A 23834-nucleotide genomic window follows, 5' to 3' on the forward strand; every position below is an offset into this window, starting at 1 on the left:
CATCCCCTTCACATCCCCACCACGTGCGCGGCCCGCCGGGCCGCGCATCGGCACGTCAGTGCGACGCCGCGCTCGCGGCCTCGGCCGGATGGGCCTCGTCGTACGCGTGCTTCTGCGAAATCGCGTTGTACAGGATCGTCCCGATCACGAGCAGCACGGCCACGACGATCAGGATGCTCACGTTGCGGACAGGGTTCTTCTTGCGCTGATCGTTCATGGTCGGGGCGACTCCGTCAAATTCATCGAAGCGGGCATTCTACGCGCTTGCGCGCCCGCTGCGACGCGCCGTTTCCGATCCCCATCCCCCGCCTCCTCCCGCCCCTAGCAAGCTTTCATTTGATAATCGTTCCCATTTCGATCTAGAATCTCCAGTCTTTCATTTTGTAATGTTTCGGGTCGCTCGGGCGGCAGGCGCGCCCCGGAACGCTCCCTTCGTCCACCTGCCCCTCCGGAGTCTCCATGTCGAATCCGCGCACCCGCCTGCTGCCGCTTGCCGGCGCCCTCGCCCTCGCCGCCGCCGCTTTCGCGCCGCTGGCCCAGGCAGCCGAGGAAGTGAGCCTGTACACCACTCGCGAACCGAAGCTGATCCAGCCGCTCATCGACGCGTTCACGAAGCAGAGCGGCGTCAAGGTCAACACGGTGTTCGTGAAGGACGGCCTGCTCGAGCGCGTGAAGGCGGAAGGCGCGCAGTCGCCGGCCGACGTGCTGATGACGGTCGACGTCGGCAACCTGCTCGATCTCGTCGACGGCGGGCTCACGCAGCCGGTGCGCTCGAAGGCGCTCGACGACGCGATTCCCGCGAACCTGCGCGGTGCGAACGGCGACTGGTACGCGCTGTCGCTGCGCGACCGCGTGCTGTACGTCGAGAAAGACCTGAGGGTCGACGCGTTCCGCTACGAGGATCTCGCCGATCCGAAATGGAAGGGCAAGGTCTGCATCCGCTCGGGCCAGCATCCGTACAACACGGCGCTCGTCGCGGCGATGATCGCGCACGACGGCGAAGCGGCGACCGAGAAGTGGCTGCGCGGCGTGAAGGCGAACCTTGCGCGCAAGGCAACGGGCGGCGACCGCGACGTCGCGCGCGACATCCTCGGCGGCATCTGCGACGTCGGCCTCGCGAACGCTTACTACGTCGGTCATATGAAGAATGCGGAGCCCGGCAGCGATGCGCGCAAGTGGGGCGACGCGATCAAGGTCGTGCGCCCGACGTTCGCGAACGCGAAGAGTGGCGGCACGCACGTCAACATCAGCGGCGCGACGGTCGCGAAGCACGCGCCACACAAGGCCAACGCGGTGAAGCTGCTCGAATACCTCGTGTCGCCGGAAGCGCAGGCGCTGTATGCGCAGGCGAACTACGAATATCCGGTGCGCGCGAACGTGAAGCTCGACCCGGTGATCGCCAGCTTCGGCACGCTGAAGATCGACCCGCTGCCGCTGGCGGACATCGCGAAGCATCGCAAGCAGGCGAGCCAGCTAGTCGACAAGGTCGGTTTTGACAACTGACGCAACGACCGCCGGCGCGCGCCGCGCGTCATGCCGGCCGCGCCTGCTGCCGCGCGCGGGCAGCCTGTGGCTGATCGCGGCGCTGGCGATCGCCGCGGCGGTCGCGGCGCCGCTTGCGGTGCTCGTGGCCGCCGCGTTCGACGCCGATCTCGCGCACTGGCGCCATCTCGCCGAATTCGTGCTGCCGCAGGCGCTCGTCAATACGTTGCTGTTGCTCGCGGGCGTCGGCGCGATCGTGTCGATCGTCGGCACGGGCTGCGCATGGCTCGTCACCGCATACGACTTTCCCGGCCGCCGGATGCTCACGTGGGCGCTGCTGCTGCCGCTGGCCGTTCCCACCTACATCGTCGCGTTCGCGTATCTCGACCTGCTGCACCCGATCGGCCCGGTACAGGGTGCAGTCCGCTGGCTGCTCGGCTTCGACAGCCCGCGCCAGTTCCGCCTGCCCGACCTGCGCTCGCTGCCCGGCGCGATCTTCGTGCTCGGCTTCGTGCTGTATCCGTATGTTTACCTGAGCACGCGCGCGATGTTCGTCACGCAGTCCGCGAGCCTGCTCGAAGCCGCGCGTACGCTCGGCGCGGGACGGATCGCCACGTTCTGGCGCGTCGTCGTGCCGCTCGCGCGGCCCGCGATCGCGGTCGGCGTGAGCCTCGCGCTGCTCGAAACGCTGAACGATATCGGCGCGTCGGAATTCCTCGGCGTGCAGACGCTGACCGTGTCCGTCTACACGACCTGGATCACGCGCTCCGATCTTGCCGGCGCCTCCCAGATCGCGCTCGCGATGCTCGCGATCGTCGTCGGCATGATCGTGCTCGAACGCTACGGGCGCCGCCGCCAGCGCTATGCGCATGGCCGGCGCATGCGGCCGATCGCGCCGCGCCGCCTGACGGGCACCGCTGCATTCGGCGCCGCCGTGCTCGGCTGGCTGCCGGTGCTGCTCGGCTTCGGCGCACCGGCCGCGTACCTCGCGATCGAGACAGCCAAGCGGCTGCATCTGGTCGGCGGCGTGTCCGCGCAACTGCTGACGGGGCTCGCGAACACGCTGACGATCGCCACCGCCGCCACCGTCGCGACGCTCGTGTGCGGGCTCGTCGTCGCCTGGGCCGCACGCGCGCAACGCGACAGCGCCCGCGCGGGCCCGGCCCGCGTGTGCGCGAGCATCGCGAGCCTCGGCTATGCGGTGCCGGGCACCGTGCTCGCGATCGGCCTGCTGATCCCGTTCGCGGCGGCCGACCGGCTGTTCGGCGCGGCGCTCGGCCGCGACGGGCTGCTGCTGATGGGCTCGGCGGCCGCGCTCGTGATCGCCTATACCGTGCGCTTTCTCGCGATCCCGGCCGGCAGCATCGAGGCCGGCCTCGCGCGCATCCCGCCGTCGCTCGAACAGGCGGCGCGCTCGCTCGGCGAGACGGCCGGCGGCACGCTGCGCCGCGTGCACCTGCCGCTGCTGCGGCCCGCGCTCACGACGAGCGCGCTGCTGGTGTTCGTCGACGCAATGAAGGAACTGCCGGCGACGCTGCTGCTGCGTCCGCTGAACTTCGACACGCTCGCAACCTGGCTGTATGCGGAAGCCGCGCGCGGCACCTATGAGGAAGGCGCGGTCGCCGCGCTCGCGATCGTGCTGGCCGGGCTCGTGCCCGTGATCCTGCTCGCCCGCACCCGCCACAAGATCGGAGCCTGACACCGTGAACCTGCTCGAACTCGATGACCTCTGCCTCGCCTATGACACGCCACACGGCCGCCGCACCGTGGTCGACGGGCTGAGCCTCGCGCTGCCGCGCGGCGACATCGGCTGCCTGCTCGGTGCGTCGGGCTGCGGCAAGACCACCGTGCTGCGCGCGATCGCCGGCTTCGAACCGGTGCGCATGGGGCGCATCGTGCTGGACGGCACGCCCGTCGCGGCGCCGTCGCTCGACGTGCCGCCCGAGCGGCGCCGCATCGGCATGATGTTCCAGGATTACGCGCTGTTCCCGCACCTGAGCGCGGCGGACAACGTCGCGTTCGGCCTGCGGAGGATGCCGAAGGCCGAACGGCGCCTGCGCGTCGCGGAGATGCTCGACCTCGTCGGCCTCGCCGATTCCGGCAACGCGTATCCGCACGAACTGTCGGGCGGCCAGCAGCAGCGCGTTGCACTCGCGCGTGCACTCGCGCCATCGCCGGAACTCCTGCTGCTCGACGAGCCATTCTCGAATCTCGATGTCGATACGCGCGAGCGGCTCGCGTTCGAGCTGCGCGACATCCTGAAACGCACGGGCCACACCGCGATCCTCGTCACGCACAACCAGGCCGAAGCATTTGCGATCGCCGACCGGATCGGCGTGATGAAGGACGGCCAGCTCGCGCAATGGGATACGCCGTACGCGCTGCATCACCATCCGGCCAGCCCGTTCGTCGCGGATTTCGTGCGCCGCGACGCGCTGGCCGACGAACGCGCGCGCGCACTGGCGCGCGGCCGCTGAACCCGCGGGCGCGATGCGCGCCCGCGTCGTCTCATTGCCGCGCTACGCCGGCTCGGCAAGATCGCGCACGGGCAGCGCGGTCGAATACTTGATCTGCTCCATCGCGAACGACGAGCTGACGTCGAACAGCGGCACCGCGCGAATCAGCTGCTTGTAGACGCGGTCGTAATCGTCGATGCCGGCCACCACGACGCGCAGCAGATAGTCGGTCTCGCCGCTCATCCGGTACACCTCGACCACTTCCGGCATATCGCGCACGGCCTGCGTGAAACGCTGCGCCCATTCCTCGGTGTGCTGGTTCGTGCGGATCGCGACGAACACGGTCGTGCCGACCCCGAGCTTGCGCGGATCGCATAGCGCAACCTGCGCGCGAATCGCGCCGGTTTCCTTGAGCCGCTGCACGCGCTTCCAGCACGGCGTCTGCGACAGGTTCACGCGCTGCGCCAGTTCCGCGATCGGCAGCGTGGCATCCGCCTGCAAGAGCTCCAGCAGCTTGCGATCGATGGCGTCCATTTCTCCAGTCCCTCGTAGATAGAAATTTATTCTATGCATCCTGCACAACGGGGAACAATATGAAAACCGGCTCGCCGCGTCGACCGGTATAAATACCGATCCGGTACGCGCATGGCATGAACGAATCCGCCGGCACGTGACCCGCTCCAAACGAAACAGGCGATCCCGCCCATCAGGGTGGAATCGCCTGGTGTTCCTGCATGTCGCGGCCGGCCCGGCGCGCTCGCGCCGCCGGCCGGCACGCCGCTCAATACGCGACCGTCGCGATCTCGCGCACGAAGCTGTCTTGCTCGAGCGCGTCGACGAACGCGATCGCGTAGTCTTCCGCCGAGATCTTGCTGTTGCCTTGCGCGTCCGCGATCAGCTTGCCGGCACCCGTGCGGAACGTACCCGTCCGCTCGCCCGGGGCGATCAGCGCAGCCGGCGCGAAGAAGGTCCAGTCGAGATCGTCGACCGTCTTCAGGTAGTCGAACGCGTCGCGGTGCGCGAGCGCGACCGCCTTGTACGCTTCCGGGAACCCTTCGCTGTCGACGAGCTGCTTGCCGGGCGCGACTTCGAGCGAACCGGCACCGCCCACCACCACGAGCCGCTTCAGCCCCGCCTGGCGCGTGCCGGCGACCAGCGCCTTCGCGGCCGCGACGACCTTCGCCGCATCGTCCTGCTTCGGACCGTATGCGCTCGCGACGACGTCATGGCCCGGCAGCGCGGCCGCGATGCTGGCAGCGTCGAACAGGTCGGCCGCCTTCGCGGTGATGCCGTCGCCGGCCGCGCCCGGATGGCGCGACAGCGCGGTCACGCGATGGCCGCGTCGTGCGGCTTCCGCGGCGATGCGCGAGCCGATCGTGCCGGTGGCGCCGAACAGCGCGATATTCAAAGTACGTTGCGTCATATCGATTCTCCAGTAAGAAAAATATGTAACACAGTTAATTACATATAAGACCGAAAAAAAAACGGGGCAAAGCCCCCGTTGCGCCGGCCGCCGCGCGTATCGCGCCGCCCGGCTTCCTGCCCTGCCGCCGGTCACCCGCCGGCGCGCGCCGCCTGTTGCGTGCGCTGCTCCAGATCGAGCACGTCGGCCGTGACGTCGGCCAGCGTGCGCGTGGCAAGCGATGCTTCCATCGCACGCTGCGCATCTCCAATATAGTCGATCAGCGCGCCCTGGATGTGCCGCCCGACGAGACACGCGGGATTCGGCGCCTCGCGGTGCAGCGCGAACAGTTGCGCATCGTCGACCGCGCGATACACGTCGAGCAGCGTGATCGCGCCGGGCTCGCGCGCCAGCAGCGCACCGCCGCCCGCACCCAGTTGCGACGTGGTCAGCCCGGCTGCCGCCAGCATCGACAGCAACCGGCGGATCAGCGCCGGATTCGTGTTCACGCTGCCCGCGATGATGTCGGACGACAGCGGTGCGCCCTCCTGCATCGACAGCAAGGCAAGCACGTGGACGGCAAACGCGAACCGGCTGCTGGTATTCATTCCTCACTCACTTGACGACGCCGGCCCGTCCCGCAGCCGGCGACATGTGTAACCATCATAATTACATTTCGCGGATCATGCAAGCCCGCGTCACTCTCCGCTCGCGGGCTTGGCGCCCGAGGCGTTCTGCTTGCTCCACTGCTGGAGCTTCTTGCCGGCTTCCGCGATCTGCGCGCCGGCTTCGGAAGCCGCATGCGCGACAACCGCGGAAGCGGCTGCGTCGATCTGCGCCTGCGCGGCGGACGCAAGGCCGCTCGCGGACAGCGGCGGCACGGCCGACGCCGCGGACGCGATGCCGGCCTTCGCGGCGTTGATCTGCTGGTTGACCGTGCTCGCCACCTGGTCGAGCGCCTTGGCCGCATTGTTCGCGGCATCCGCGGCCGCGCTCGCGGCCGTATCGGGTTGCGTGACCGGCGTACCGGACTTCTCGCAGCCCGCGAGCAACAGCAGCGCACCGGCGGCCACGGCCGCCAGTACGGACCCGGGCACGCGACGCGCCCGCGAAGTCTTCATGTTCATCAGCAATCTCCGGCCGCGCATCGCGCGGCCTCGTGGTTGGACCGACGTCGATGATACCGCCTGTGGAACAGGGCCAATCACGCGCCGTTATTAAAAATGGCTTTCAATTTCGGACTCGTCTGATTCAATCGTACGCGCGAGAACACTAAAGTAGGCACGCTTCAATCCGCTTCGGACCTGCCCCTTTTTCTCATGAATTTCCTCGTCGATTGGCTCATCGCGCTAGCCGCCGTGCTCGCCGCCACCTTGTTCCTGTGCCTGCGCCCGCCGTCGGCGCGCCGCCTGGCCGCATCCGGGCGCCCGCGCCGCGTCGCGTCCGCGCGCCTGCTCACGCAGGCCGTGATCGGCTTCTGGACGGCCGCGCTGATCGTCGCCGAAGGCATCCTCGGCCCCACCGCCGACGGCCAGTCGCTTGCGGGCTTCGCCGCGCTCGCGTTTGCCGCGCTCGGGCTGACGACCGTCGCCGCCTACTGGTCGGCGTGCGCGCTGCGGCTGCGCCGGCCGCCCCTGCTGTTCCCACGCCACTGACTCGCCGGAACGGTGCGCAGCCACGCACCATCGCGCACCATCACGCACCACGCCGCACCAATCGGCACGTCACACGCACCAGTTCCGCACGCACCGCACCACGCGCGTGCACCGGGCATCGAACCCGCCCTGCACCGGCCGCGCCCCCTTCCCGTGCACGATTCACCGGAATACCGCACCACGCGGTGTTGAAGCACCAACTCCACGCAGCCGTTCACCAAGTTGGCTCGATACTTGCGTTCCTTGCCCGTTTTTTGCGCAAGGAAGCCACGGCATGGATGGTCTGAAATCCGGCGTCGACACACTGTTCCTGTTGATCGGCGCCGTCATGGTGCTCGCGATGCACGCGGGCTTTGCATTTCTCGAACTCGGCACGGTCCGCAAGAAGAACCAGGTCAACGCGCTCGTGAAGATCCTGGTCGACTTCTCGGTGTCGACGCTCGCGTATTTCTTCATCGGCTACACGATCGCGTACGGCGTCGAGTTCTTCGACGACATCGGCACGCTGTCGCAGCACAGCGGCTACGCGCTCGTGCGCTTCTTCTTCCTGCTGACCTTCGCGGCGGCGATCCCCGCGATCGTGTCCGGCGGCATCGCCGAGCGCGCGAAATTCAATCCGCAGCTCGTCGCGACGCTGATCATCGTCGGCTTCATCTATCCGTTCTTCGAAGGAATCGCGTGGAACAACCGCTTCGGCGTGCAGGCCTGGCTCACGCACGCGTTCGGTGCACCGTTCCATGATTTCGCGGGCTCGGTCGTTGTGCACGCGTTCGGCGGCTGGGTCGCGCTGCCGGCCGTGCTGCTGCTCGGCGCGCGCCACGGCCGCTATGCGAAGGACGGCCGGATCGCCGCGCACCCGCCGTCGAACATCCCGTTCCTCGCGCTCGGCGCGTGGGTGCTCGCGGTCGGCTGGTTCGGCTTCAACGTGATGAGTGCGCAGACGCTCGACAAGATCAGCGGCCTCGTCGCAGTGAACTCGCTGATGGCGATGGTCGGCGGCACGCTCGCCGCGTGGATGGCCGGCCGCAACGACCCGGGCTTCACCTACAACGGGCCGCTCGCGGGCCTCGTCGCGGTGTGCGCGGGCTCCGACGTGATGCACCCGATCGGCGCGCTCGTCACGGGCGCCGCGGCCGGTGCGCTGTTCGTCGCGATGTTCACCTGCGTGCAGAACAAGTGGCGCATCGACGACGTGCTCGGCGTGTGGCCGCTGCACGGCATGTGCGGCGCGCTCGGCGGCCTCGCGGCCGGCGTGTTCGGCCTGCCCGCGCTCGGCGGGCTCGGCGGCGTGTCGTTCATGTCGCAGCTGATCGGTACGCTCGGCGGCATCGCGATCGCGACCGCGGGCGGCACGCTCGTCTACGGCGCACTGAAAGCGACCGTCGGGCTGCGCCTCGACCGCGAAGCCGAGTTCGACGGCGCGGACCTGTCGATCCACCGCATCTCGGCGACGCCCGAACGCGATTGAGCGTCTGACGAACGCCCTACGCATCATTACGTTTTCAATTCAAAAAACTTTCATCGAGCGTCCTTACACTTCGATCCAGTTTTCAATTTGCCTTCGCAAAGCTTGCCGAACGCCTGCTTCGCGAAGGCCATGCTTCCAACAACTGAAACTGGACTCCACATGCCCGCGTTGCCCAATGCTTCCCGTCGTCAGGCCCTGAAGATCCTCGCCGGCGCGCCGATGCTTCCCCTCTCCGGCCTCGCACTGCCGGCCCTGCTGACGGGTTGCGGCGGCGACGACAATCCGGCGTCGACGCCGGCCCCGGTCGCGGCCGCGTACACGTCGGCGACGTTCTCGGCAATGGCCGCGCCCTCGCTCGACAACGCGGCCGCGATGGCCACGACGACGGTCGGCTCGACGCTGTCGGTGTCGTTCTCGGACGGCTCGGCGCGCAACTTCAAGCTGGCGTACCGGCCGTTCTTCGTGACGGGCGACATGGTGCCGGACGGCAAGGGTGGCACGACGCTCGCGGGCGGCTATTACGACATCAACAACCAGCCGATCATCGACCGCTCGGTGGCCGGCAAGGAGCGCCAGTTCTATTCCGACTGCCCGGACGGCAGCTCGCTGCTGACGCTGAAGAACGCGAACGTGCCCGGCGTGAAGGGCAACACGGTGTTCGCCGTCGTGCAGTTCGAATACACGACGCGCGACCAGGCCAGCGCATCGCAGTACGGCCAGCTGCCGTCGCCGATCGCGGTGGTGACGCTCGACCAGGATCCGGCCAATGGCGCGCTGAAGGTCGTCAAGTACCACAACGTCGACACGTCGAAGGCGCACGGCCTGTGGATCACCTGCGGCGCGAGCCTGTCGCCGTGGGGCACGCACCTGTCGAGCGAAGAGTACGAGCCGGACGCGACGAAGATCGCGACCGACGCGCAGTTCAAGGCATTCAGCAAGAACACGTTCGGCGACGAGACGAAGGCGAACCCCTACCACTACGGCCACCTGCCCGAGATCACCGTGAACGCGGACGGCACGGGCACCGTGAAGAAGCACTACTGCCTCGGCCGCATTTCGCACGAGCTGATCCAGGTGATGCCGGACCAGCGCACCGTGATGATGGGTGACGACGCGACCAACGGCGGCCTGTTCATGTTCGTCGCCGACAAGGCGGCCGACCTGTCGGCCGGCACGCTGTACGTCGCGAAGTGGACGCAGACGTCGTCCGCCGGCGCGGGCACCGCGACGCTCACGTGGATCAAGATCGGCCACGCGACCAGCAGCGAGATCGAAGCGCTCGCGAACACGCTGAAGGCGTCGGACATCATGGACCTGACGACCACCGACCCGAACGATCCGAGCTACACGAAGATCCACTTCGGCGGCAAGTTCAACTGGATGCGCGTGAAGCCGGGGATGGAAAAGGCGGCCGCGTTCCTCGAGACGCACCGTTACGCGGCGCTGCTCGGCGGCAGCATGGCCTTCACGAAGCTCGAAGGCACGACCGTGAACGCGAAGGACAAGATCGTCTACACGGCGATGTCGCGGATCGAGACGTCGATGGTCAAGGGCAATGCGGTGTCGCGCGACGTCGCGGTCGACAAGAAGATCGCCGCGGGCGCCGTCTATGCGCTGAACCTGAAGGGCAGCCAGCGCGACACGACGGGCAGCGCGATCGACAGCGAATGGGTGCCGGTCGACATGGGCGCGCCGGCCGCGCTCGTCGGCGAGGATCTCGCCGCGGCCGACGGCCTCGGCAACCTCGCGAACCCGGACAAGATCGCGAACCCGGACAACCTGAAGTTCTCCGAAAAGCTGCGCACGCTCTTCATCGGCGAAGACTCGGGCATGCACGTGAACAACTTCCTGTGGGCGTACAACGTCGACACGAAGTCGCTGGTGCGCGTGCTGTCGTGCCCGGCCGGCGCCGAATCGACCGGCCTGCACGCGGTCGACGAGATCAACGGCTGGACCTACATCATGAGCAACTTCCAGCACGCGGGCGACTGGGAATCGCCGCTGCACGACAAGGTCAAGCCGACGCTCGATCCGCTCGTGCGCGCAAACTTCAAGGACCGCTTCGGCGCCAGCGTCGGCTACCTGACGGCCGAGCCGACCAGCATCAAGCTCGCGAAGGCCTGACCGGGCCGCGCGAGGCGGGCCTGCCCGCTGGCCGGGAGCGCTCGTGACCGGGCGCCTCTAGCCGGGCGTCCCTGGCCGGGCGCCCCTGACCGGGCGTCCCTAACCGGGCGTCCCTTTCTTCATCACCGTTCATTCGTCGGCGCTCCACGCCGTTTGATGCGCGATACCCCATGCGGGCATCGCGCTTTTTTTTGCGCACGCGAATCGCGCGAAGCGCGCGCGCAAACAGGCGCAAGCAGACGCCGCACGGGTTCGAACGGGGGTTTTCGACGATCGGGGGATAATACGGGCCTGACACGTCCGGGCGGACGAGCGGAAAGACGGGCAAAAAAAAGCGCCACGGAGACCGTGGCGCTAAAAAAGTTCTAGCCATTCCGAGGGCCGTGCTAGAACCTGAGAGACTGCGCGAAACATCGTTGCCGGTTAAACTCTTGAAACGATGTTTCGAAAACGTGAGACATTCTTTCCGTTTCCGCCCGACAAGTCAAGCGGTATTTGCACCGGTTCATGCACTTTCTGGCAATGCTCATTTGAGCGTTTTCCTAATAAACCAAGGGTGAACCCGTAAAATATCATCCAATGACCGGTTCAGCCGCAGAACATGCATCCTTTGACAATAGTCCTACAATACCAACAAAATTGAAATCGAGTTTCGGAAATAGAGAGAATCCCTCGTGTCGACAACTGTAACCTCTCCCGCGTTGCGGGACCGTGAATCCTCGCCCGACGAGATCACCGCGCTCGCCCGCGGCCTCGCCGTGCTGCGTCGCATCGCGGCGGCCGACGCGCCCGTCAGCAACCGCGAGTTGACCGAACTGACCGGCATCCCGAAGCCGACCGTGTCGCGCATCACGGCGACGCTCGTCAGCGCCGGCTTCCTGTTCCAGTTGCCCGACAGCGAGCGCTTCGTGCTCACCGCGTCGGTGCTCGAACTGAGCCACGGTTTTCTGCGCAACTTCGACATTCGCGCGCGTTCACGGCCGTTCATGATCGAGCTGGCCGAACGCACGTCGCTGTCCGTGCACCTCGCGGTGCGCGACCGCCTCGACATGGTCGCGATCGACGTGATCCGGCCGCGCTCGGCCGTGCTCGTCACGCGCCTCGAGATCGGCTCGCGGATGGACATCGCGCGCACCGCGGTAGGCCGAGCCTATCTCGCTGCACTCGAGGACGACGAGCGCCGCCTGCTGCTCGAGTCGCTGCGCACCACCGCGGGCGACGACTGGCCGCATGTGTCCGCCCGCCTGACCCCCGCGCTGGACGACGCGATGCGCGACGGCCACGCGATCGCGATCGGCGAATGGCGCGAGGGCCTCAATGCCGTCGCGGCCGGTTTCGTCGGCCCGTCGGGCCAGCGCTATTCGGTGAATTGCGGTGGCGCGTCGCACCAGTGCCCGCCCGAATGGCTGCACGAACACGTGGTGCCGGCACTGCACGAATGCATCGCGAAAATCACCCGCGAAATCGGCGGCGCACCGGCCCGGCGCGTCAGCGTGTAATCGTTTCGTCATCGTCCTGTCGCGTTCTGTAACGACCGTAACCCGTTGAAAGATAGACCACTGGACTGTAACGGGGACGGGACGTAGGATCATGCCCATCGTCGCGCCGCATTCGCGGTGCGCACCGCTCTTTTCCCGCGCAGGCCGGCGGGGCCCCGGACCGAGCCGGGCGCCCCCTCCCGGTACCGCTCGCCCACGCGCAGCCCAGCAGTCCGATTTCCGGCACGCCGCGCCGTCTTCCTGACAGATCACGATGGATAACGAACAAAAGCCCACGCCTCCTTCGAAAGACCCCGCGTCCCCCGCCGCGCGGCGCCCGCGCCGCACGCTGATGGCCGGCGCGCTCGCGGTCGTCGTCATCGGCGGTCTGCTGTGGTGGCACCCGTGGAACCGCACGCCGGCGGCCGGCACAGGCGCGAGCGGCGCGGGCGCAAGCGCCGCCGCGGGTGCCGGCGGCCACCGCGGCCGTGGCGGCCCGGCCGCGATGGCGAACATTCCGCAGCCGGTGCAGGTCGCGACCGCGACGCAAGGCGAAATGCCGATCGTGCTGTCCGCGCTCGGCACCGTCACGCCGCTCGCGAACGTGACGGTCAAGACGCAGTTGTCCGGCTACCTGCAATCGGTGGCGTTCCAGGAAGGCCAGATCGTCAAGAAGGGCGACCTGCTCGCGCAGATCGACCCGCGTCCGTACCAGGTGTCGCTCGAGAACGCCGAAGGCACGCACGCGCGCGACTCCGCGCTGCTCGCGACGGCCCGCCTCGACCTGAAGCGCTACCAGACGCTGCTGTCGCAGGACTCGATCGCGTCGCAGACCGTCGATACGCAGGCTTCACTCGTCAAGCAGTACGAAGGCGCGGTAAAGACCGACCAGGCCGCGATCGATTCCGCGAAGCTGAACCTCACGTATGCGCGCATCACCGCGCCGGTGTCGGGCCGCGTCGGCCTGCGCCAGGTCGACCCCGGCAACTACGTGACGCCGGGCGATGCCAACGGCCTCGTCGTGATCACGCAGCTGCAGCCGATGAGCGTGATCTTCACGACATCGGAAGACAACCTGCCGCAGATCCTCAAGCAGGTGAACGCGGGCCAGAAGCTGTCGGTCACCGCGTACAACCGCAACAACACGGTGCCGCTCGAAACGGGCTCGCTCGCGACGCTCGACAACCAGATCGACACGAGCACCGGCACCGTCAAGCTGCGCGCGAACTTCGATAACAAGGAAGGCATGCTGTTCCCGAATCAGTTCGTGAATACGCGCCTGCTCGTCGACGTGATGCGCAACGCGACGATCGTGCCGACCTCGGCGGTGCTGACCGGCTCGATCGGCCAGTTCGTCTACGTCGTGAAACCCGACAACACGGTGACGGTGCGCAAGGTCACGCCGGGCCCGGTCGACGGCGAACGCACGAGCATCGTCAGCGGCGTCTCGCTCGGCGAGCGCGTGGTGACCGACGGCTCCGACCGCCTGCGCGAAGGCGCGACGATCTCGATCCCGGCCGACAAGCCGAAAGGCGCGTCGGGCGCGCGCGGCGCCGGTGCGGCGTCGGGTGCATCGGGCGCCGGCGGCCATCGCGGCGGACACAAGCACGGCGCGTCGCAGGCTGCGGCCCCCGCGGCCCAGTAACGCGCGGGCCGCTCGATGAATCCATCCCGCCTCTTCATTCTCCGGCCGGTCGGCACCGCCCTCCTGATGGCGGCGATCATGCTGGCCGGTCTCGTCGCGCTGCGCTTCCTGCCGCTCGCCGCGCTGCCGGAAGTCGACTATCCGACGATCCAGGTCCAGACCTTCTACCCGGGCGCGAGCCCGGAGGTGATGACCTCGTCGGTCACCGCGCCGCTCGAACGGCAGTTCGGGCAGATGCCGTCGCTGAACCAGATGTCGTCGCAGAGCTCGGCCGGCTCGTCGGTGATCACGCTGCAGTTCTCGCTCGACCTGCCGCTCGACATCGCCGAGCAGGAAGTGCAGGCCGCGATCAACGCGGCCGGCAACCTGCTGCCATCCGACCTCCCTGCCCCGCCGATCTACGCGAAGGTCAACCCGGCCGACGCGCCGGTGCTGACGCTCGCCGTCACGTCGAAGACGCTGCCGCTCACGCAGGTGCAGGATCTCGCCGACACGCGCCTCGCGATGAAGATTTCGCAGGTTGCGGGCGTCGGCCTCGTCAGCCTGTCGGGCGGCAATCGTCCGGCCGTGCGCATCCAGGCGAACCCGACCGCGCTCGCGCAGTACGGGATGAACCTCGACGACCTGCGCACGACGATCTCGAACCTGAACGTCAACACGCCGAAGGGTAACTTCGACGGCCCGACGCGCGCATACACGATCAACGCGAACGACCAGCTCACGAGCGCCGACCAGTACAACAGCGCGGTCGTCGCGTACAAGAACGGCCGCCCGGTGATGCTCACCGATGTCGCGACGGTCGTCGCCGGCTCGGAAAACACCAAGCTCGGCGCGTGGGTGAACAAAGAGCCCGCGATCATCCTGAACGTGCAGCGCCAGCCGGGCGCGAACGTGATCCAGACGGTCGACGCGATCAAGGCGCAGCTGCCGAAGCTGCAGGAAACGCTGCCGGCCGCGCTCGACGTGCAGATCGTCACCGACCGCACGACAATGATCCGTGCCGCCGTGCGCGACGTGCAGTTCGAACTGCTGCTCGCGGTCGGGCTGGTCGTGCTGGTGATGTACCTGTTCCTCGCGAACATCTACGCGACGATCATCCCGAGCCTGTCGGTGCCGCTGTCGCTGATCGGCACGCTCGCGGTGATGTACATGGCCGGCTTCTCGCTGAACAACCTGTCATTGATGGCGCTCACCATCGCGACCGGCTTCGTGGTCGACGACGCGATCGTGATGATCGAGAACATCGCGCGCTACGTCGAGGAAGGCGAAACAGGGCTCGAGGCCGCGCTGAAGGGCTCGAAGCAGATCGGCTTCACGATCATCTCGCTGACGGTGTCGCTGATCGCGGTACTGATCCCGCTGCTGTTCATGGGTGACGTGGTCGGGCGCCTGTTCCATGAATTCGCGATCACGCTCGCGGTAACGATCGTGATCTCGGCGATCGTGTCGCTCACGCTCGTGCCGATGATGTGCGCGAAGCTGCTGCGCCACTCGCCGCCGCCCGAGAGCCATCGCTTCGAGGCGCGCGTGCACCAGGCGATCGACTGGGTGATCGCGCGCTACGCGGTCGCGCTCGAATGGGTGCTGAACCGCCAGCGCTCGACGCTCGTCGTCGCGCTGCTGACGCTCGGGCTGACGGGCCTGCTGTACGTCTACGTACCGAAGGGCTTCTTCCCCGCGCAGGACACCGGCGTGATCCAGGCGATCACGCAGGCGCCGCAGTCGATCTCGTACGGTGCGATGGCCGAACGCCAGCAGGCGCTCGCGGCCGAGATCCTGAAGGATCCGAACGTCGAGAGCCTGACGTCGTTCATCGGCGTCGACGGCAGCAACATCACGCTGAACAGCGGCCGGATGCTGATCAACCTGAAGGCGCGCGACGAACGCTCCGAGACGGCCGCGCAGATCATCCGCGACCTGCAGCACCGCGTCGCGAACATCACCGGCATCTCGCTCTTCATGCAGTCGGTGCAGGATCTGACGATCGACTCGACCGTCAGCCCGACGCAGTACCAGTTCATGCTGACGAGCCCGAACTCGGAAGAATTCGCGACCTGGGTGCCGAAGCTCGTCGCGCGGCTGCAGCAGGAGCCGTCGCTCGCGGACGTCGCGACCGACCTGCAGAGCAACGGCCAGTCCGTCTACATCGAGATCGATCGCGCGAGTGCCGCGCGCTTCGGCATCACGCCGGCAACCGTCGACAACGCACTGTACGACGCGTTCGGCCAGCGCATCGTGTCGACGATCTTCACGCAGTCGAACCAGTACCGCGTGATTCTCGAGTCCGAGCCGAAGGAGCAGCACTACGCGCAATCGCTGAACGACATCTACCTGCCGTCGGCGGGCGGCGGCCAGGTGCCGCTGTCGTCGATCGCGTCGTTCCACGAGCGGCCGTCGCCGCTGCTGGTCGCGCACCTGTCGCAGTTCCCGTCGACCACCATCTCGTTCAACCTCGCGGCCGGCGCGTCGCTCGGCGAGGCGGTCAAGGCGATCGACGCCGCCGAGAAGGACATCAACCTGCCCGCGTCGTTCCAGACGCGCTTCCAGGGTGCGGCGCTCGCCTTCCAGGCATCGCTGTCGAACCAGCTGTTCCTGATCCTGGCCGCGGTCATCACGATGTACATCGTGCTCGGCGTGCTGTACGAGAGCTACATCCACCCGATCACGATCCTGTCGACGCTGCCGTCGGCCGGCGTCGGCGCACTGCTCGCGCTGATGATCACCGGGCACGACCTCGACATCATCGGGATCATCGGCATCGTGCTGCTGATCGGCATCGTGAAGAAGAACGCGATCATGATGATCGACTTCGCGCTCGAGGCCGAGCGCGTCGAAGGCAAGCCGCCGCGCGAGGCGATCTACCAGGCGTGCCTGCTGCGCTTCCGGCCGATCCTGATGACGACGCTCGCCGCACTGCTCGGCGCGGTGCCGCTGATCGTCGGCTCCGGCGCCGGCTCCGAGCTGCGCCAGCCGCTCGGGATCGCGATCGCCGGCGGCCTGATCGTGTCGCAGGTGCTGACGCTGTTCACGACGCCCGTGATCTACCTCGGCTTCGACTCGCTCGCGCGCCGCGTGCGCGGCTGGTTCGAACGCCACGGCCCGCAAGCCGGCTCGCGCACGGATGCGTAAGCGATGAACCTGTCGCGCCCCTTCATCACCCGCCCCGTCGCGACGACGCTGCTCGCGATCGGCGTCGCGCTCGCGGGCCTGTTCGCGTTCATCAAGCTGCCGGTGTCGCCGCTGCCGCAGGTCGACTTCCCGACCATCTCGGTACAGGCGTCGCTGCCCGGCGCAAGCCCCGAGACCGTCGCGACCAGCGTGACGAGCCCGCTCGAACGGCACCTCGGCTCGATCGCCGACGTGTCCGAAATGACATCGACGAGCACGGTCGGCAATGCGCGGATCACGCTGCAGTTCGGCCTGAACCGCGACATCGACGGCGCCGCACGCGACGTGCAGGCCGCGATCAACGCGGCGCGCGCCGACCTGCCCGCCTCGCTGAAGAGCAACCCGACCTACCGCAAGGTCAACCCGGCCGACTCGCCGATCATGATCGTGTCGCTGACGTCGGAGACCTCGTCGCCCGCGAAGCTGTACGACGCCGCGTCGACGGTGCTGCAGCAGTCGCTGTCGCAGATCGACGGGATCGGCCAGGTGTCGGTCAGCGGCTCCGCGAACCCGGCCGTGCGGGTCGAGCTCGAGCCGCAGGCGCTGTTCCACTACGGGATCGGCCTCGAGGACGTACGCGCGGCGCTCGCGTCCGCGAACGCCAATGCGCCGAAGGGCGCGATCGAGTTCGGCCCGCAGCGCTACCAGCTGTATACGAACGACCAGGCATCCCAGGCGTCGCAGTACCGCGACCTCGTCGTCGCGTACCGCAACGGCGCGGCTGTGCGGCTGTCCGACCTGTCCGACGTCGTCGATTCCGTCGAGGATCTCCGCAACCTCGGCCTGTCGAACGGCAAGCGCGCGGTGCTCGTGATCCTCTACCGCTCGCCCGGCGCGAACATCATCGATACGATCGACCGCGTGCGCGCGGCGCTGCCGCAGCTCACCGCGTCGCTGCCGGCCGACATCACGGTCACGCCCGTGCTCGACCGCTCGACCACCATTCGCGCGTCGCTGAAGGACACGGAGCACACGCTGCTGATCGCGGTCAGCCTCGTCGTGATGGTCGTGTTCCTGTTCCTGCGCAACTGGCGCGCAACGCTGATCCCGAGCGTCGCGGTGCCGATCTCGATCATCGGCACGTTCGGCGCGATGTACCTGCTCGGCTTCTCGATCGACAACCTGTCGCTGATGGCGCTGATCGTCGCGACCGGCTTCGTCGTCGACGATGCGATCGTCGTGCTCGAGAACATCTCGCGGCACATCGAGAACGGCAAGTCGCGGATGCAGGCCGCGTTCGACGGCGCGCGCGAGGTCGGCTTCACGGTGCTGTCGATGAGCATTTCGCTCGTCGCGGTGTTCCTGCCGATCCTGCTGATGGGCGGCATCGTCGGGCGCCTGTTCCGCGAGTTCGCGCTGACGCTGTCGCTCGCGATCGCCGTGTCGCTCGCGGTGTCGCTCACGGTCACGCCGATGATGTGCGCGCGCCTGCTGCCCGAGTCGCATGAACCGCAGAGCGAAGGCCGCTTCGCGCGATTCCTGGAACGCTGTTTCAGCCGCATGCAGCGCGGCTACGAGCGCTCGCTGTCGTGGGCGCTGCGCCGGCCGCTGCTGATCCTGCTGACCCTGTTCGCGACGATCGGGCTGAACGTCTACCTGTACATCGTCGTGCCGAAGGGCTTCTTCCCGCAGCAGGACACCGGGCTGATGATCGGCGGCATCCAGGCCGACCAGTCGACGTCGTTCCAGGCGATGAAGCTGAAGTTCTCCGAGATGATGCGGATCGTGCAGAGCAACCCGAACGTGAAAAGCGTCGCGGGTTTCACCGGCGGCACGCAGACCAACTCGGGCTTCATGTTCGTCACGCTGAAGGATCGCACCGAGCGCAAGCTGTCGGCCGACCAGGTGATCCAGCAGCTGCGCCCGCCGCTCGCGGACGTCGCGGGCGCCCGCACGTTCCTGCAGGCGGCGCAGGACATCCGCGTCGGCGGCCGGCAGAGCAACGCGCAGTACCAGTTCACGCTGCTCGGCGATTCGAGCGCCGACCTGTACAAGTGGGGGCCGATCCTGACCGAGGCGCTGCAGAAGCTGCCCGAGCTGACAGACGTGAACTCGGACCAGCAGCAAGGCGGCCTCGAGGCGATGGTGACGATCGACCGCGCGACGGCCGCGCGGTTCGGCATCAAGCCCGCGCAGATCGACAACACGCTGTACGACGCGTTCGGCCAGCGCCAGGTCTCGACGATCTACAACCCGCTGAACCAGTACCACGTGGTGATGGAAGTCGCGCCGAAGTACTGGCAGAGCCCCGAGATGCTGAACCAGGTGTGGGTCAGCACGTCGGGCGGCAGCGCGAACGGCTCGCAGACCACCAACGCGGCGGCCGGCACCTACGTCGCGACGTCCGCCGGCACGTCGAGCGCAGGCACGGCCACGCAGAGCGCCGCGGCGATCGCGTCCGACTCCGCGCGCAACCAGGCGCTCAACTCGATCGCGGCGAGCGGCAAGTCGAGCGCGTCGTCGGGTGCGTCGGTGTCGACGTCGAAGTCGACGATGATCCCGCTGTCGGCAATCGCGACGTTCGGGCCGAGCACGACACCGCTGTCGGTCAACCACCAGGGGCTGTTCGTCGCGACGACGATCTCGTTCAACCTGCCGCCCGGCGTGTCGCTGTCGCAGGCGACGCAGGTGATCTACCAGACGATGGCGCAGGTCGGCGTCCCGCCGACCATCGTCGGCAGCTTCCAGGGCACCGCGCAGGCGTTCCAGCAGTCGATGAACGACCAGCCGATCCTGATTCTCGCGGCGCTGCTGGCCGTCTACATCGTGCTCGGGATCCTGTACGAGAGCTACATCCACCCGATCACGATCCTGTCGACGCTGCCGTCGGCCGGCGTCGGCGCGCTGCTTGCGCTGCTGCTGTTCAAGACCGAGTTCAGCATCATCGCGCTGATCGGCGTGATCCTGTTGATCGGTATCGTGAAGAAGAACGCGATCATGATGGTCGACTTCGCGATCGACCAGACGCGCAACAACCACAAGTCGTCGTTCGACGCGATCCACGAGGCGTGCCTGCTGCGCTTCCGCCCGATCATGATGACGACGATGGCCGCGCTGCTCGGCGCGCTGCCGCTCGCATTCGGCAGCGGCGACGGCGCCGAGCTGCGTGCGCCGCTCGGGATCGCGATCGCCGGCGGCCTGATCGTGTCGCAGGTGCTGACGCTCTATACGACGCCGGTCGTCTACCTGTACATGGACCGGTTCCGCGTGTGGGGCGAGAAACGCCGCAACCGCCGCGGCAATTCGGGCGGGCCGGCCATCGCCGGCGAGTAACGGAACACGGCCGCCCGACAGGCGGCCGTTTTTTTGCGCTTGAACCGTGGCGGCGATCGGCTATCGTGAGTCCATGCCCACCGCGATGCCCTTCGCCGGGAATCCGCCATGAACGTCCAGCTCAACCATACGATCGTCTGGTGCCGCGACAAGCGCGCGTCGAGCCGCTTCCTCACCGAGCTTCTGGAACTGCCGCCGCCGACGCCGTTCGGCGCGATGCTGGTCGTCCCGCTCGGCAACGGCGTGTCGCTCGATTTTTACGAACAGTCGGGAGCGATCGCGTCGCAGCATTACGCGTTCCTGCTCGACGAAGCAGGCTTCGATCGCGTGCTCGCGCGCATTCGCGAGCGCGGGCTGCCGCACTGGGCCGATCCGGCGAAGCGACAACCCGATGACATCTACCGCCACAACGGCGGCCGCGGCGTGTACTTCGACGATCCGAACGGCCACTTCCTCGAAGTGATGACGCAGCCTTATGCGCTGAACGGCTAGTTCGGCCTGCAGGCCGGCATTGCGCCGGCCGCTATTGCGCGGTGCGGGGGGCCCGGGTGTCGGCCTGTTGCGGACGACACCCGAGGCCAGCGGCCGTTACTTGGCCATTACTCGGCCATTACTCGGCCGCTGTCGCCGTCTTGCGCGGACGCCGCGCGCGCGGTGCCGCCTTGCGGGCCGGTTTCTTCGGCTTGGCTTCGGCAGGCGCGTCGACAGCCGCCTCGGCCGGCGCGGCAGCCATCTCACCACCGACGTCGCCGGCCGCGGGCCCGGCGTGCGTCACCGCGGCGTGCCGCTCATCACCCTGCTCCGCGTCGCGATGCGTATCGTCCGCATGCTTGCCATGCGCGTGCTTGTCGCCACCGTGCTTCGCCGCGCCATGCCCGGCGTCGTCCGGCTTCCCGGCCGGCTGACGGCCTGCGGCGGCACCCTTCTTCGCGCCGGTCTTCTTCGGCGCGCTCTTGCGCGCACGCTTGCGGCCATCCTTCGCGTCGCCGTGTGCCTCGGCCACCTCCACCGCTTCGACCGCTTCCGCCGTTTCAGCCGGCACGACCGCCTCAGCTTCGGCGGCTTCGGCCATCGCTGCCTCTTCCGCTTCGACCTGCACGTTTTCGTGCATGACCGCTTCCGCCCGCTGCCCGCGACGTTGCGCATTGCGCCCGGCCCGCGCCGGCTCGGCCGCACGCGTACCGTGACCGGAGTGCGCGCCGCCGTGCCCGCCGCCCTCACCGCCCGCCGCGACGTGCTCCGCAGCCGCCGACTGGCGTGCCCGCGACACGAACGCGCCCGACTTGTCGTCACGCCCCACTTCGAGCAGGCCGCGCGCCTGCGCCTCGTCGAGCAGGTTGCCGAACGCGCGGAACCCGTAGTACGACTCGTTGAAATCCGGCTTGCGACGCTTGATCGCGCTCTTGAGCACCGACGCCCAGATCTTGCCGACGTCGTCCCGCTCCGACGCCAGCGCGTCGAACGTCTCGACCGCCAGCGCGATCGCCTCGGCCTTGCGCACGTCCATGTCGTGCTTGCGCGACGGCTCGTCCGGCCGCTTCGCGCCGCCGTTGCCCGCGCGCTGCTGCTGTTCGCGCTTCGCGAGCGCGCGCTGCTGCTCGCGCACCAGATCGTCGTAGAAGATGAATTCGTCGCAGTTCGCGACCAGCAGGTCCGACGTCGACTTCTTCACGCCGACGCCGATCACCTTCTTCGCGTTCTCGCGCAGCTTCGACACCAGCGGCGAAAAATCCGAGTCGCCGCTGATGATCACGAACGTATCGACGTGCGACTTCGTGTAGCAGAGGTCGAGTGCGTCCACGACGAGCCGGATGTCGGCGGAATTCTTGCCCGACTGGCGCACGTGCGGAATCTCGATCAGCTCGAAGCTCGCCTCGTGCATCGACGCCTTGAAGCCCTTGTAGCGATCCCAGTCGCAATAGGCCTTCTTCACGACGATGCTGCCCTTCAGCAGCAGGCGCTCCAGCACGGGCTTGATGTCGAACTTCTCGTACTTCGCGTCGCGCACGCCGAGCGCGACGTTCTCGAAGTCGCAGAACACGGCCATGCTGACGTTATCCAGGGGTATTGCCATGTGTACTCCAACCGGTGGGCCGATGCGTTGTATGACGTAGCGGCGAAAAATGCATCGCGCACATGATAGCCGGTCGGCGCGTCATTCCCGCATCCGTGTGAATGAATGACGGCCGGCAGGTCCGTCGCGCCGCCCGTGGGCAGCCTTGGCTGGCGCACGCAACCGGTATGCCCGCTGCCGGTATGCCCGATGCCGGTATGCCCCTTAATACACACCCGCCGCGGCGGCAAATCGACATTACACTTGAGATATCGGTCGTCCGTCCCTATCTGGAAGGATGACGCATCGACCAAGGAGCGGTTTCATGACGACGAAGGTACTGCTGATTGGCGCGACCGGCCGAACGGGCCAGGCCTGCGCGGATCTGCTGCTCAAGCAGCCGGAGTTCGAGGTCACGGCGCTCGTGCGCCGGCACGGCTATGCGCTGCCGGGCGCGCGGGTGGTCGAGGCCGATCTGACGAACGATTTCTCGCATGCCTTCCAGGGCATCACGCACGTGATCTACGCGGCCGGCTCGGCCGAATCGGAAGGTGCGGCCGAAGAGGAACAGGTCGACCGCGACGCGGTCGCCCGCGCGGCCGAATATGCGCTCGCCTACAACGCGCAGAAGCTCGTGGTGATCAGTTCGCTGTCCGCGTACCGGCCCGAACTCGGCCCGGACGCGCTGCACCACTATTCGCAGATGAAGCGCGAAGGCGACGATCGGGTGATCGCGTCGGGCGTCGACTACGCGATCCTGCGCCCCGGCCCGCTCACGGACGATCCGGGCGTCGGCAAGATCGCACTGACCGACGCGTGGTTCGACGCTGCCCCGCCCGTGTCGCGCCAGGATGTGGCCTGGGCCGCGATCGAGGCGATCAAGCTCGGGATTTCGCGCAAGATCGTCGGCTTCGTCGGCGGCAGCGTGCCGATCGAGCAGGCATTGCGCGCATAACAGCCTCTCACGCGCCGCCGCGCGGCGGCTGCGTCGTTCCGTACCGGCGGCCCGCACGACGGGCCGCCTTGACGCGCGGGGTGCCCGTTTACTGCTTCGGATGCGCGTCGGCCCACGCCTTCACGGCGGCAAGCGTGTTCTCGACGTGCTTGTCGGGCGACATGCTCGTGTACTCGTAAAGAATCTTCCCTTCCGGCGAAATCACGTAGGACACGCGGTTCGCCTTGTCGATCGCCGGCAGCTTCGCGTCGTATTCGCGGATGATCTTCGCGTCCGGATCGGCCGCGACCGGGAACTTGCTCCGGCACTCGCTCACCGAGAACTTCGTCAGCGTGTCGATCTTGTCGGCCGATACGCCGATCACCGTCGCGCCGTAAGCCTTGTAACGGTCGACCGCGTCCGCGAACGCGTGCGCCTCGATCGTGCAGCCCTTCGTGAACGCGGCCGGGTAGAAATACAGCACGACCGGCCCCTGCTTCAGCGCGTCCGCGAGCGAGTACGTGTAAGTCTTGCCGCCCAGCGACGCCTGCGTCGTGAAATCGGGCGCCGCGGCGCCCGGCTTCAGTTCCGCCTGCGCCATCAGTGCATGGCCGGCCACCAGCGCCGCCACGGCGGCGCCCAGCAATAGTTTTCGCTTCATCTGCGTCCTCATTTCTTATAAAGTCAGCCTCGATG

Annotated in this window: 19 protein-coding genes; 12 read left to right on the forward strand and 7 right to left on the reverse strand. The window is 67.5% G+C overall.

Translation table 11 applies throughout. From position 1 onward, the window contains the following. Positions 1 to 55: 55 nt before the first annotated feature. Positions 56 to 217, reverse strand: a complete 162-nt coding sequence (locus LGN19_RS16450) for a hypothetical protein (protein ID WP_006476417.1) — start codon at positions 215 to 217, stop codon at positions 56 to 58. Between the two features lie 242 nt (positions 218 to 459). Between LGN19_RS16450 and LGN19_RS16455 the strand changes: the two genes are divergently transcribed. Genes LGN19_RS16455 through LGN19_RS16465 form a run of 3 tightly spaced genes read left to right on the forward strand, consistent with a single transcriptional unit; the run spans position 460 to position 3959 of the window. After that, complete coding sequence (locus tag LGN19_RS16455) at positions 460 to 1503, forward strand: Fe(3+) ABC transporter substrate-binding protein (RefSeq protein WP_226215995.1); 1044 nt, start codon at positions 460 to 462, stop codon at positions 1501 to 1503. Further along, positions 1493 to 3181, forward strand: a complete 1689-nt coding sequence (locus LGN19_RS16460; RefSeq protein ID WP_413227211.1) for an ABC transporter permease — start codon at positions 1493 to 1495, stop codon at positions 3179 to 3181. Before LGN19_RS16455 ends, LGN19_RS16460 begins: the two co-directional genes overlap by 11 nt. A 4-nt stretch (positions 3182 to 3185) precedes the next feature. After that, positions 3186 to 3959 carry an ABC transporter ATP-binding protein gene (locus LGN19_RS16465; protein WP_174957251.1) on the forward strand — a complete coding sequence of 258 codons (774 nt, stop codon included), beginning with the start codon at positions 3186 to 3188 and terminating at the stop codon, positions 3957 to 3959. A gap of 42 nt (positions 3960 to 4001) precedes the next feature. On the opposite strand, the gene LGN19_RS16470 is transcribed toward LGN19_RS16465, so the two are convergent. The 4 genes from LGN19_RS16470 to LGN19_RS16485 all read right to left on the reverse strand — a co-directional run bounded on the left by LGN19_RS16470 (position 4002) and on the right by LGN19_RS16485 (position 6467). Then, entirely contained in the window at positions 4002 to 4472 is a 471-nt protein-coding gene (locus LGN19_RS16470; protein WP_011351482.1) for an Lrp/AsnC family transcriptional regulator, read from the reverse strand. Positions 4473 to 4719: 247 nt separating this feature from the next. Continuing rightward, positions 4720 to 5361, reverse strand: coding sequence for an NAD(P)-dependent oxidoreductase (locus LGN19_RS16475; RefSeq protein WP_122944900.1), 642 nt, complete (start codon positions 5359 to 5361; stop codon positions 4720 to 4722). A gap of 131 nt (positions 5362 to 5492) precedes the next feature. Beyond that, complete coding sequence (locus LGN19_RS16480) at positions 5493 to 5948, reverse strand: Rrf2 family transcriptional regulator (protein ID WP_174957252.1); 456 nt, start codon at positions 5946 to 5948, stop codon at positions 5493 to 5495. Positions 5949 to 6038: 90 nt separating this feature from the next. Then, positions 6039 to 6467: a hypothetical protein gene (locus tag LGN19_RS16485; RefSeq protein WP_122946632.1), complete on the reverse strand. Its 429-nt coding sequence runs from the start codon at positions 6465 to 6467 to the stop codon at positions 6039 to 6041. Between the two features lie 192 nt (positions 6468 to 6659). Here LGN19_RS16485 and LGN19_RS16490 point away from each other — a divergent pair, with 192 nt between their 5' ends. The 8 genes from LGN19_RS16490 (at position 6660) to LGN19_RS16525 (ending at position 20643) form a co-directional block, all read left to right on the forward strand. Further along, complete coding sequence (locus tag LGN19_RS16490) at positions 6660 to 6995, forward strand: hypothetical protein (protein WP_122944898.1); 336 nt, start codon at positions 6660 to 6662, stop codon at positions 6993 to 6995. Between the two features lie 274 nt (positions 6996 to 7269). Beyond that, a complete protein-coding gene (locus tag LGN19_RS16495; protein ID WP_122944897.1) occupies positions 7270 to 8463 on the forward strand; it encodes an ammonium transporter in 1194 nt (397 codons plus the stop codon). Positions 8464 to 8622: 159 nt separating this feature from the next. Then, positions 8623 to 10587 carry a PhoX family protein gene (locus LGN19_RS16500; protein ID WP_226216011.1) on the forward strand — a complete coding sequence of 655 codons (1965 nt, stop codon included), beginning with the start codon at positions 8623 to 8625 and terminating at the stop codon, positions 10585 to 10587. Between the two features lie 674 nt (positions 10588 to 11261). Beyond that, on the forward strand, positions 11262 to 12086 hold the full coding sequence (locus LGN19_RS16505; RefSeq protein ID WP_122944895.1) for an IclR family transcriptional regulator: 825 nt from the start codon (positions 11262 to 11264) through the stop codon (positions 12084 to 12086). Between the two features lie 253 nt (positions 12087 to 12339). Next, positions 12340 to 13710, forward strand: a complete 1371-nt coding sequence (locus LGN19_RS16510; protein WP_226216013.1) for an MdtA/MuxA family multidrug efflux RND transporter periplasmic adaptor subunit — start codon at positions 12340 to 12342, stop codon at positions 13708 to 13710. A gap of 15 nt (positions 13711 to 13725) precedes the next feature. Further along, complete coding sequence (locus tag LGN19_RS16515; RefSeq protein ID WP_174960260.1) at positions 13726 to 16839, forward strand: MdtB/MuxB family multidrug efflux RND transporter permease subunit; 3114 nt, start codon at positions 13726 to 13728, stop codon at positions 16837 to 16839. A 3-nt stretch (positions 16840 to 16842) separates the two neighbouring features. Beyond that, positions 16843 to 20151 (forward strand): efflux RND transporter permease subunit, encoded by a 3309-nt coding sequence (locus LGN19_RS16520; protein WP_175221257.1) that lies wholly within the window; start codon positions 16843 to 16845, stop codon positions 20149 to 20151. A 108-nt stretch (positions 20152 to 20259) separates the two neighbouring features. Then, positions 20260 to 20643: a VOC family protein gene (locus tag LGN19_RS16525; protein WP_226216015.1), complete on the forward strand. Its 384-nt coding sequence runs from the start codon at positions 20260 to 20262 to the stop codon at positions 20641 to 20643. A 118-nt stretch (positions 20644 to 20761) separates the two neighbouring features. Here the strand turns inward: LGN19_RS16525 and LGN19_RS16530 are convergent, their stop codons facing one another. Further along, positions 20762 to 22225: an NYN domain-containing protein gene (locus LGN19_RS16530; RefSeq protein ID WP_226216017.1), complete on the reverse strand. Its 1464-nt coding sequence runs from the start codon at positions 22223 to 22225 to the stop codon at positions 20762 to 20764. Between the two features lie 304 nt (positions 22226 to 22529). Between LGN19_RS16530 and LGN19_RS16535 the strand changes: the two genes are divergently transcribed. Continuing rightward, positions 22530 to 23159 carry an NAD(P)H-binding protein gene (locus LGN19_RS16535; protein ID WP_122944890.1) on the forward strand — a complete coding sequence of 210 codons (630 nt, stop codon included), beginning with the start codon at positions 22530 to 22532 and terminating at the stop codon, positions 23157 to 23159. Between the two features lie 88 nt (positions 23160 to 23247). Here LGN19_RS16535 and LGN19_RS16540 read toward each other — a convergent pair whose 3' ends face one another. Beyond that, positions 23248 to 23799, reverse strand: a complete 552-nt coding sequence (locus tag LGN19_RS16540) for a peroxiredoxin (RefSeq protein WP_011351468.1) — start codon at positions 23797 to 23799, stop codon at positions 23248 to 23250. Between the last annotated feature and the right edge of the window lie 35 nt (positions 23800 to 23834).

Source organism: Burkholderia sp. AU30198, from assembly GCF_020419825.1.
In the GTDB taxonomy this organism is placed as follows: Bacteria; Pseudomonadota; Gammaproteobacteria; order Burkholderiales; family Burkholderiaceae; genus Burkholderia.